Consider the following 11,224-nt stretch of genomic DNA (forward strand, 5'->3'; position numbering starts at 1 on the left):
TCAGCAACTTCATAGTGGGCCTAGCCCACCGGCTGGGGCCGCACCGCACGCCCGCTGGGCTCGGCCGGAGCTTCTGCTTCGGCCGAGGCATCGGCCAGCACACCCTTGCTGCCGCGCTGCCGCACGCTCAGGCCAAAGCCGAGGGCCATGAGCAGCGTGCCGCTCCAGAGCAGGTTGATGAATGGTTTTTCCATGGCTTTCAGGATGACGTAGTCCTTCTGCGTGGTGCTCACGCCGAAGGTAAACTTGCCCTTGGCCGGGTCTACCGAGTTGAAGGTGATGCGCACGCCGAGGTCTTCGGCCTCGTCGGGCAGGCTGCCCACCATGCGGTTGCGCACCACAAACACGGGATGCACGTGGTACTGGCGTTTTTCGCCGTACACAATCATGTCGGCTTGCAAGGCGAGGTCACCCTTTTGCAGGTTGAGGCCAGCCGTTTCGTGCGCCGCCTCCACCGCCCGGAACACGGCAAAGTAATCGTTGAGGAAAATGGTATCGCCCACGCTCAGCACCGACATTTTGGCCTCGCTCCAAGGCTTCTCCTTGCGCGGGTCCAGCACCGAGCTAATGTGGGTATAAATGTCGTGTCCCCAGAATTTCTTAATGGCTGGCGAAGCCAGCAGCCCGCCCATCTCCTCGTTCACCTGCGCCCGCGGGTACAGCGTGAACTGCTCGCCCGATTTCTGGTCCTTGTAATTGATGCGGTAATAGGTGTTTTCCGGCAGGATGTTCACCGTGTCGCCGGTTTTGTAGTAAACCTTGCCGTCCACGGTAATTGGGGCGCGGGCCAGGGCTTTGTAGTCGTCGTCGGTACGGTACAGGAACTGTTTATCCACGTAGCCCGGTACGCCCGGCACCTCAAAGTACTGGCCCGTGTATGTGAGCTGGTAGCCGTGCATGGGCGCGGTTTCGTTGCGCCACAGCAGCACGTTGTCGCGGTTCAAATCCTCGGTGAACTCCCGCGAATACAGCAGCCCCGACACGTTGCGCGAAATGATGCTCGAATACCCCGACGATGCCAGTACGCCCAGCAGCATCAAAGCAATGCCCAAATGCGCCACCGCACCGCCCGAGAGCCGTACTCCGCGCCGCAGCAGCGTGAAAATGGTCCCGAAATTGGCCAGCACCCCAAACAGCCCTGCCAGCGTGAGCACCACGTAAGCCGGCGAAATCGTGAGGCCATTATACCGCACCAGCAGCACCACCAGCGCCGTGCCCAGCAGTGCCAGCAGCGTGGGGGCAGTGAGCGAGTTGACGAGCGTTTCCTTAGTATTGCGCTGCCACCACATAATTTGGGCCACGCCCGAGAGCAGGGCCACGCCCACGCCCATCCACAATTGCAGCTTGGAGTAGTGGGCAATCTGGTCGGCCGGCAAAGCCACGTTGGTCTTGATGCCCAGCAGCCCCATAAACGAATTATACACCGGAATGCTGGTGGTGAACAGCACCTGGAACGCCCCGAGGCACAGCACTGTCGCGCCCACAAATACCCACAGCTCAGGGTTATAAGCCGTCAGCTCTTTCTGCGAAATCGGAATCTCCTTCCAACGCCACACCAGCAGCGCCACTGCCAGCACCGTGAAGGCCGCCAGGTAAATAAACAACTGTCCTGACAGGCCGAGGTCCGTAAACGAGTGCACCGAGGCGTTGCCCAGCACCCCGCTCCGCGTCAGGAACGTGGCGTACAAAATCAGCACGAACGTGGCCACCACCAGCGCAAACGCGGTGCGCAAACCGGTGCGGCGCTTCTGCCACAGCACCAGGCCGTGCAGCGAGGCCACCAGCACCAGCCACGGAATGTACACGGCGTTTTCCACCGGGTCCCAGTTCCAGTAGCCGCCGAAGTTCAGCGTTTCATAGGCCCAGTACGCACCCATGACCACGCCCACGCCCAGCACCCCGCCGCCGATGAGCGTCCAGGGCAAAGCCGGTTTTACCCAAGCCGTCAGCTCCTTTTTCCAGAGCGCGGCAATGGCGAAAGCGAAGGGCACCAAGGTCAGGGCAAAGCCCAGAAACAGCGTGGGCGGGTGAATCACCATCCAGTAGTTCTGCAGCAGGGCGTTGAGGCCGGTACCGTCCTTGGGCACGAAGTTGGGGTTCATCTTCCACACCGGCAGGTCGGTCAGGAACTCGCGCAGCAGGATGAAAGGGGAGGAGCCCAGCCGCACGCCGCCCAGCACCACGCCCAGAATCATGCTCACCAAAAACAGCTGCACGCCGCTAAAAACGGCCATCACCGGCGCTTCCCACTTACGGTTAAACTTCATGATGCAGAACCCCAGCACCACCTGCCAGAATATCCAGAGCAGGAACGAGCCCTCCTGGCCTTCCCAGAAACAGGAAATCATATACTGCACCGGCAGGTGATTGGAGCTGTGGCTCCAGGCGTAGTAATACTCGTAGCGGTGCGCGTGAATGATGTTGAACAAGCATACAATCACCGACACAATGGCCGCGCCGTGCACGAAAAACGCGCCGCGCCCCAGCCGCAGCCAGCTGGCATCTTCCTCGCCCAGCGCCCGGCCCCGCGAGGCTTGGAAATAGCTATACGCCGCCACCAGCGCCGCCGCAAAGGCAATAATGACGCTGAGGTGGCCGATTTGTCCTACTAATAAGTTCATAAGCAAAGAATATCGGGCAAATTTACGGCCGCGCCGCCGGAGCCGGGAGGTTCATTAACAAGTGGTCGAGGAAAAAGTCGCCGTTTCAGTCTTTTGAGAGGGCTGGAGCAATGAAAAAACCAGGCGGTGGGGGCAACGAATTTTCGTTGCCCCCACCGCCTGGTTTTGGGTCAGCCGCTGCCAATACTTAGTTGACCGAAGCCGTCGCGCCCTTCAAATCCTTCTTGACGTACTTGCTTGGGCACTTCAGCAAAATGTTGTCGGCCATGAACACATCGCCCTTCATGCAGCCGGTAATAACTACCTGCTCGGAGGCGTCGAAATCCTGGGGCTTGGGGTTGTTGTACACCACGCGCTGGGCCAGGTGAGTGGTGTCTACCAGCGTGAAGGCGAAGTAGTTGGGGTCCGTCATCGGGTCGTATTCCAACCCTAGCGGGCGCTTCTGTGCATCGCGGGGCAGCTTGCCCACTACGTGCACTTTAGTGGTGTTGCCCTCGGCGGCGCGGGCGCGGGCCTCGCCGAAGCCTACGTACACGCTGGCATCAGCCGTGGTGCTGAGGATGATGGCAGCGGCCACCGCAATGATGGCCAGAACGAAGAGGTGCGACTTTTTCATAAGGATATAGCTAACAGCAGTAACAACGTTCGGGTGCCGCGCGGGCACAGTTTCAGGCTACTTTATTTCTTTCTCCAGCTTGCTCACCTTGCGGTCGAGCGAGATGAGGTAGAACAGCAAGCCGGCCACGATGATGACCACGGCGGCCACTACCACGTAGATTTTGCCGTTGGCGCGCAGCGCGTCGGCCATTTCGGGCGCCTCGGCACCGGGCGCCTGGGCCAGGGCCGTGGTGGCGGTGAAAAGCAGGATTTGCAGCAGGCCGAATGCGCCGAACAGGCGGGCTAACAGGTTATTTTTCATCGATTTTCAATTGCAAAAAGGCCAGCCGGCTACTCACCTGAGTCATCCAGAAAGCGAAGAGAATCCAGCCGATAACGGCGGGGTAAAACACCATCCGCATGGTGCTGTCGAGGTCGTACTTGTTGAAGCCGGGGTTGCCCGTCTGGCCGGGGTGCAGCGAGTTGCCCGCCAAACGTGGCAAAATGAACAGCAGCGGAATGGCCGCCGCAAACGCGAAAATGTTATAGATGGCCGACACGCGGGCCCGCTGCTGCTCGTCGCGGAACGAGCCGCGCAGCACCAGATAAGCCCCGTAGATGAGCATGGCCACGGCCGCAGCGTTCAGGCGCGGGTCAGGCGTCCACCACGCGCCCCAGGTGTATTTGGCCCACAGGCTACCCGTGGCTAAGCCCAGTACGCCCAGCACAATTCCGCTCTTGGCGGCTTCGTGACTGAGTATATCAAGTCGAGCCGATGGATTGCGCAAATACTGCATCGACCGGAACACCGACGTGCCCAGAATCACCATCATGGCAAACCACATTGGCACGTGGAAGTACAGGTTGCGAATGCTCTCATTCACGATGGCCAGCCGGGGCACCGGCAGCAAAAAGCCCGCCGCCGCCGAATACAGCAGGAACACCACGGTCAATACCTTCCACCAGGTCCATTTCATACTCAACCCCTCCACAAAAAAGGAAACAACAAATAAGATACCGCGCCCACCAACATGTTCAGGGCCAGGAGCGTGAGTAGCGACTGCTGGCTCACGCTGCGGTCGAGCCCGTCCAGCGCATTTTTGCTCACCTTGATGAGCAGTAGCAGCATGGGCACCATCAGCGGGAAGCCGAGGATGGCCATGAGCGTGGCCCCGTTGCCGCCGGCCTTGGCCGCAATGCCCGATACCAGCGTGAGCGTGGTGGCAAAGCCCACCGCCCCAAGTATCAGATTAGCCACAAACAGCGGCGCATCCTGAATCGGGTTGCCCAGAAATACGGTGTAGAGAAATAGGCCCAGTAAGGCCACGGCCGTGAGCAGCAGGGTATTATACAGGATTTTGGCCAGAATGACGGCCTGCGGCCGCACCAATGTGTAGTAGTACAGCCGCTGGCCGGGGCTTTCCTGCATAAAGCCTTTGGCCACGGCATTGATGGCGGCGAAGAGCAGAATGACCCACAGCAGCGCATTCCAGGCCGGGGGCGGGGGAGTGCCGCCGCGCAGGCTAAAGCTCAGAAAGCACACGAATACCGTGCTGCCTACGTAGAGCAGCAGCCCGCCCAGTGCCGCCCGTTGCCGCCATTCCAGGCGGAAGTCTTTGGCTAGCAGGGTGGAAATTTCGCGGAGCAGCACAGGCAATGGGTCGGTTTCGGGCCGCAAAGATACGACCGGACCGGGCGCTGAGGGGCATAAAAAAGAAGGTTCTGCCGAGCCATGCTCAACAGAACCTTCCGGTGGGGAGTGTGCTTGCCGGGCAAGCCTTAGAAATCGTAGCCCAGCGTGAAGTAAAATTTCGGGCCGTGGGTCACGTAGTCTTCTTGGCCCCAGGCCACGTCTACTTTGCCGTAGAAGCCCAGCAGCGTGGTGCGTGCGCCCACGCCGTAGCCCACCAGCAACGGGTTGCTGAAATTGGTGACCGTGGCCCCAAAATACTGGTTGAACTGCGTGGTTTTGGTATTGGCCGAGTTGTCGGTGCCGAACGGGTTGGTGCCCGAATAAGCCGTGCCCGCATCGGTGAAACCCACCAATTGCAGGTTGCGGAAGAAGCCCGAATAGATGGGTCGGTGCGCGAAGTACTGCACAATGGGAATACGCAACTCGCTGCTGAACAGTACATAGCGCGGGCCGCTGCGGGCGCTGTAGTCGAAGCCGCGCAGGTTGGTCACAAACTCCTGGTTGAATACCTGGTCGGGAGCCTGGTAGTCGGTCAGGAAACGGTTGCCAGTGTATCCACCGTTCAACCAATCATCCATGCCACCAATGCGGAATACCTGCGGCCGGGAGCCAAAAAACTGCCCGTAGCTGGCCCGGTTGGCCCACACAATGGAGCGGCTGATTTTCTGGTAGTGGCGCAGGTCGATAACAAACTTGCCGAAGCTCAGGCTCTGGCTATTCATATTGGTTAGGTTCAGCACGCTGGCTTTCAGACGGGTGCCGCTTACCATGTTCACTCCGGTGTTGATGCTGTTATCGAACACCAGCTCACCGTTGTAGCCCAGGTAGTTGTAGCTCTGGTCTGATTCCGTCGACACATCGCCTAGCCGGGTGCGCGAAATGCTCACGAAGCGGGGGCCGCCGCGCACGCTCAGGTTGTGGGTGAGTGGGTAGGCAATGGTGGGGGCTATTTCGTGGCGGCCGTAGCGGTAGCGGCCGTCGTCGAGGTCGAAAAAATAGGCTTGTTTCTGGTAAGAAATGCCCCAGTCGTAGCGCTTGGTCAGGTTGGTATAGGAAGCCCGGATATTGCTGGTACGCAAGTCGAATAATCCAAACAAGCTGGCGTCGATGCGCTGGTTTTCCAGCACATCGGTCAGGGCCGCTTTGAATTGCAGGCCGAGGCCCAGCAATGGGTCCATGTACAGCGAGGTCGACACGTTATCCGCCATAAAGCGCGTGTCGTAGCGGAAAGGGCCAGTGAGCGCCGGGGCTTCGGCCTGCGCTTTGGCCGTGGCCGCCGCTGCCGTGGAGGCGGCGGTAGGCGTGAGGCGGCGCCGTTTGGCTGAGGCGGCCTGTACGGGCTCATCTTCCTCAAACTGGTAGTCGCTGGTATTCACCGCTTCGTTGGCCTTGCGGCGCTCGCGGCGGTTGGCCGACTGCGAAGTGGTATCCGCAGCGGCCGGCACGGCTACAGTGGTAGCGGCTTGTGTGGCCGCCGGCGCGGCCGGCTTGGGAGTAGCAGCCCGCGGGACGGCCGAGCGTTCTTCCAGCGTTTGCTGGCGGGCGGTTTTGGTGAGGGGCAGCGTGGTTGGCAGCGGGTACTCGGGGTACACGTACAGGATGTCGCGCGACTGCGCCGGGGCCACGAATACCAGCGCCGAAGTCAGCGGGCTGTAATCAAAGTCCTGCGTGTTGGGCAGCCAGTTGGTTAACGGGGCATGCTGTTTGGTTTTCAGCGAATACCGATACAGCGCGCGCACGCCGCTTTCCTCGCCGAGGTACAGAATTTCATCGTCGGAGATGGCGCGAGGGCGGGTTTCGTTCGAAATCGTGCTCACCAGCGTTTCCACCGGCACGGGGCGGCCGTCGAGGTGGTACTGGAACAAGTCGTAGTTGTTCACCACGTTCTGGAACGTGGCTGGCCGGGCCCGGCCCAGCGAATCGAGGTAACGGTTGGAGCTGAAAACCAATGCCTGCCCGCCGGGGAGGAACACCGGCTGCACGTCGTCGAATAAGTCGTCGGTGAGCTGCTCCACCTTGCGGCTGCCGGCTCGCAGCAGGTAAATATCGTTCTGCCCATTGCGCACGGCGCTAAATACCAACGCCTTGCCATCGGGCGAGTAGCTCATGCTCAGAATCTGGTCATAAGCGGCGAACAACGACGCCGGCCGCGAAAACCGGATGGCCTCGCGCACCCGGCGCACCAAGCCACGGCCGTCGGCGTCGCGCAGGTGCAGGGCCATTTCGCCTCGGCTCATCTCGGCCACGGCCACCTGGGAGTTGCCGCGCCAGGCCAATACGGGCAGGCGGGTTTCCACCTGCTGGTCGGGGGTGTGGTAGCCGCCGCGGCTCAGGGTGTGGCGGTGGCGGCCGTCGCGGTCTACCACCATCACGCGGTAGCGGCCGCCTTCGTTCTGGGCATAAGCTACTTGCTGGCCGTTTGGGCTCACAATGGGCTGCGAGAACACATCGGCGTGTCGGTTGCGGCCGCTCTGCCGGAATTTTTTGTCGGGCTCTACCAGCGTGGCCACGGGCTGGCCGTTGAGTTCGCGGTAGTACGTCAGCCAGTCTTTCAGGAAAACCTTAAACGGCACGTTCAATGACGAGCTGATGCCCACCTCCACGTCGCGCGTGATGCGCGTCAGGTTCAGAATGTTCTGAATGGTGGTGTAGCCGTAGCGCTCGGCCACGTAGTTCCAGATGCTCTGGCCGGCCAGCTTGGAATCGCGCAGGAAAAACGGCGCCGTGCGGTTGCCGGTGGGGTACTGTTTGGTCATGTCGCGCATGTAGCCGTCCATGTCCACGCTCCAGCCTTCGGCGGCGTAGGCCGAGGCTCCGCCGATAAACCAGTCGGGCAGCTGCAACAGGTAGCTGCTTTGGAGCACCTCCTTCAGCGAGCCGCCGTACATCATGTCATTGAGCAGCACCTCCGTAATCTGGGTGCTGAGCTGGCGCTTGAATTCGGTTTCCTCGCCGGTGAAGGCAATCTGGACCTTGCTCATGCGGGCCAGCGGAGTTTCGCCGCCGTTTATCTGCTGCTGGGTGGCGGTGAGGCCGATGTTGCTCTGGCGCAAGTCGCCCACCGAGTTGTAGAACAGCAGCGTCGATTTCGAGTATGGGTAATAGCCGATGAGCGCCGTGATGCGTTGCAGCTCCTTCTCGGCGTACTCGGCGGCGCGGCGGGCGCTGCCCTGGCCGCCGTCGTAGTACATCACGTTGAAATTCTGCGTGCTAAGCTGCTGCCAACGGAAATCCTTATACTGAATACGTACCCGGCCAAAAGGCTCCTGCGCCGTTTGGGCCAGGGCCGTGGGCGGGCAAAGCATCGGGAGCAGTAGCGCCAGGACCCCCAGCGTACGCTTCGTAGTAGTGGATAGTGGAATGGTCATAATGAGAACCAACGAGCAAAAACAAAAATTAATCCGCCGAAACGCTAAAAAATTTGCGGACTAGGCCGGGCGGCTGAGCAAGCCCCAAACTGCCCGCCCGGGCTGCAATAAAAGCAGTTAACGGAGAATTGTTATCCGGCCGCACTTCGGCCGTTCAAACGGAGCCCCGCCTCCCCGCTTAGGGCCACGCTCAACGAGGTTTTAATGCACGCCGACCGGTTGTAAAGCCTTATAACGGTGCAAGCTGGCTTCGGGCCAAAGCTCCGTCTGATTAAGCAGAAAATCGGCCAGCAGCACCGCCATTCGCGGGGCCAGCATCACGCCCTTGGACCCGTAGCCGCCGCAAAAGCTTAAGGCCGGCACGGTGGGGTGGGGGCCCAGCAGCGGCCGGCGGTCGCGTACGGCGGGCCGCACCCCGGCGCGCTGTCCCGTCACGGCAAACGGCAGGTCGGTGACCACGGTGAGCCGCGCGGCCAGCTCCTCGCGCCCCACGGCCGTAGGGCCGTCGGCAAATGGCGGCCAGCGGTAGGTGGCGCCCACCCGAAACCGCCCCGCGCCCATTGGCACCACGTAGGCCCCCCGGTTGAGCACCTGGTCCGGGCTCAGCCCCGGGCATTCCACGTCCAGCACTTCGCCCTGGTTGGGCGTGAGAGGCAGCCAGTTGAAGTAAGGATTGCGCACAGCCGCCGCGCCTTCGCAGCAGATAACGTGGCGCGCCCGCACCTGCCCGGCGTATTCGGCTCCCGTGGGCCCGAAAGCCAGTTGGCTCCAGTCAAACGCTTCGCGGCGCAGCCAGCCGTCGCGGGTGCCCTCGGCGGACATGCTTGCCAATAATTCGCGCACGGCTACGTGGCCGCCGTGCCGCAGCCAGGCCCCGCCAAAAGGCGCGTGCACGCCGGGCAGACCAGGGTCGGTGGTATCGAGAGCGGCCACGAAGTCACCCCACGGGTTGTCGGCGCTGCGGGCCAGCATGGCATTCTGCTCCTCTATTGAGCCGAATATTTTGAAAATAGGCGTTTCGGTGAAAAACGGCTGCTGGTAGCGCTGCTCCAGCTCGCGATAGAACGTGGCTGCGAAGGGCAACAGCTCGGCCGCCTGCCAGGTGAGAGCGAAGCGCTTGCCAGCCACCGGGTTCATCAGGCCCGCTGCTACATTCGAGGCCGAGTTTTCCTGGCCGGGGTCGTACACCAGCACCCGGTGGCCCCGCTCGCGCAATACATAAGCCAGCGTGGCGCCCGCAATGCCGTGGCCCACCACCAGAAAATCACAGTTCGTCATGGCTGGCAAGGTAAGGACGCCGGGCTTAATGAGGCATTGAGAACTGGAGAATGGCAAACGCCTTCATTCCTCATTCCGCCCCGCGTCGTACCTTTCCGCATTGCTCAGACCCTCTGTTTTGCTATGACTGTCGCTGGTTTCACCTTCAACGCTTTTTCCGAGAACACCTACCTGCTCATCGACGAGGCCACCCGGCAGTGCGCCATCGTGGACCCCGGCTGCTACGCGCCCGCCGAGCAGCAGGCCCTGCGGGAGTACGTGGAGGAGAATAAGTTGCAAGTAGTTATGCTGCTGAATACCCACGCGCACATCGACCACGTGCTGGGCAACCAGTTTGTGCTGAAAACCTGGCCCGGCACTCCGTTCCTGCTGCATCGGCTCGACCTGCCCACGCTGCGCGCCGTGCCCACCTACGCCGGCAGCTACGGCTTCCCGCAGTACCAGCCGGCCGAACCCACCGGCGAGCTGGTGGCCGGCCAGCCCGTGCACATCGGCGAGACCGAACTGGAAGTACGTTTCACGCCGGGCCATGCGCCGGGCCACGTCGTTTTCTACCACGCGCCTACGGCCACCGTCATTGGCGGCGACGTATTGTTTCAGCGCAGCATCGGCCGCACCGATTTGCCCGGCGGCGACCACGCCACGCTGCTCCACAGCATCGAAACCGAGCTCATGACCCTGCCCGACGACACCGTGGTGTACCCCGGCCACGGCCCCGCCACCACCATCGGCGAGGAGCGGCGCGGCAACCCTTTTTTAAATTAAGAATGAAAAATGGGGAATGAGGAATTGGGCAACGGCCCATTCTCAGCGCCTCATGCTTCGTTCAAAATATTCTTCATTTTTTATTCCTCATTCCTCATTGAAACGACATCTGCCCAACGCCGTAACCTGCCTCAACCTACTGTGCGGCTGCCTGGCGCTGACCAATATTTTTGCCGGCCGGCTGGAAATCGGAGCCTGGTTTGTGGCCGCCGCCGCCGCCGCCGACTTTGCCGACGGCCTGCTGGCCCGGGCCTTGCGCGTATCTTCTGCCATTGGCAAAGACCTTGATTCGCTGGCCGATATGGTGTCGTTTGGCGTGGTGCCGGGCGCTATTTTCTTCCAACTGCTCACGCGGAGCGTAGGGGCAGGAGGGCTGCCGGAATGGGCACCTTATTTCGGCTTCCTGGTCAGCATCTTCTCGGCCCTGCGGCTGGCCAAGTTCAACAACGACACCCGGCAGACTACTTCCTTCATTGGCCTGCCCACGCCGGCCTGCACGCTGGTGGTAGCGTCGCTGCCCCTCATTCTGGCTTACGACCAGTTTGGCATTGCCCCGGTTATTCTGAATCCCTGGTTGTTGCTGGGCCTCACGGCGCTGCTCTCGGGGCTGCTGGTGGCCGAGTTGCCGTTGTTCGCGCTCAAGTTTAAGACCTTCCGCTGGGCCGATAACCGGCGGCGGTTCATTTTTCTGCTGTTGGCGGCAGGATTATTGCTGGTGCTCAAAGCCGCCGCCGTGCCGCTGGTAGTGTTGCTCTACGTGCTGCTCTCGGTGCCGAAAACGGCCGTTCGGTAGTATTGTTGGATGCAGGGACGCAATAAATAGATTATTTGGTTGTTAAGAAGCCACTACTGGGTGAACCTGCCGCCCGGTGGTACTGTTGCGGGAGCCACTACGTGACGGG

At 61.1% G+C, this 11,224-nt stretch carries 9 protein-coding genes; 2 read left to right on the plus strand and 7 right to left on the minus strand.

The annotated features are described in order from the left end of the window. Positions 1–20 precede the first annotated feature (20 nt). The 7 genes from ccsA (ACYVM5_RS10755) to ACYVM5_RS10785 form a co-directional block, all read right to left on the minus strand. Complete coding sequence (ccsA, locus tag ACYVM5_RS10755) at positions 21–2,621, minus strand: heme lyase CcmF/NrfE family subunit (RefSeq protein ID WP_460618119.1); 2,601 nt, start codon at positions 2,619–2,621, stop codon at positions 21–23. A gap of 187 nt (positions 2,622–2,808) precedes the next feature. After that, positions 2,809–3,237, minus strand: coding sequence for a cytochrome c maturation protein CcmE domain-containing protein (locus tag ACYVM5_RS10760; RefSeq protein ID WP_198076662.1), 429 nt, complete (start codon positions 3,235–3,237; stop codon positions 2,809–2,811). A 57-nt stretch (positions 3,238–3,294) separates the two neighbouring features. Continuing rightward, positions 3,295–3,540, minus strand: a complete 246-nt coding sequence (locus ACYVM5_RS10765) for a CcmD family protein (protein WP_460618120.1) — start codon at positions 3,538–3,540, stop codon at positions 3,295–3,297. Continuing rightward, positions 3,530–4,195 (minus strand): cytochrome c biogenesis protein CcsA, encoded by a 666-nt coding sequence (ccsA, locus tag ACYVM5_RS10770; RefSeq protein ID WP_198067237.1) that lies wholly within the window; start codon positions 4,193–4,195, stop codon positions 3,530–3,532. The genes ACYVM5_RS10765 and ccsA (ACYVM5_RS10770) overlap by 11 nt, the downstream gene beginning before the upstream one ends. 2 nt (positions 4,196–4,197) lie before the next feature. Next, positions 4,198–4,866: a heme exporter protein CcmB gene (locus ACYVM5_RS10775; protein WP_460620181.1), complete on the minus strand. Its 669-nt coding sequence runs from the start codon at positions 4,864–4,866 to the stop codon at positions 4,198–4,200. Between the two features lie 131 nt (positions 4,867–4,997). After that, on the minus strand, positions 4,998–8,279 hold the full coding sequence (locus tag ACYVM5_RS10780) for a hypothetical protein (protein WP_460618121.1): 3,282 nt from the start codon (positions 8,277–8,279) through the stop codon (positions 4,998–5,000). Positions 8,280–8,480: 201 nt separating this feature from the next. After that, positions 8,481–9,557 (minus strand): NAD(P)/FAD-dependent oxidoreductase, encoded by a 1,077-nt coding sequence (locus tag ACYVM5_RS10785; RefSeq protein WP_460618122.1) that lies wholly within the window; start codon positions 9,555–9,557, stop codon positions 8,481–8,483. A 123-nt stretch (positions 9,558–9,680) separates the two neighbouring features. Here ACYVM5_RS10785 and ACYVM5_RS10790 point away from each other — a divergent pair, with 123 nt between their 5' ends. Together ACYVM5_RS10790 and ACYVM5_RS10795 are read left to right on the plus strand one after the other, a co-directional pair. Next, a complete protein-coding gene (locus ACYVM5_RS10790; RefSeq protein WP_460618123.1) occupies positions 9,681–10,322 on the plus strand; it encodes an MBL fold metallo-hydrolase in 642 nt (213 codons plus the stop codon). Between the two features lie 97 nt (positions 10,323–10,419). After that, positions 10,420–11,115 carry a CDP-alcohol phosphatidyltransferase family protein gene (locus ACYVM5_RS10795; RefSeq protein ID WP_460618124.1) on the plus strand — a complete coding sequence of 232 codons (696 nt, stop codon included), beginning with the start codon at positions 10,420–10,422 and terminating at the stop codon, positions 11,113–11,115. The last annotated feature ends 109 nt before the right edge of the window (positions 11,116–11,224 follow it).

Source organism: Hymenobacter ruber (assembly GCF_054783255.1).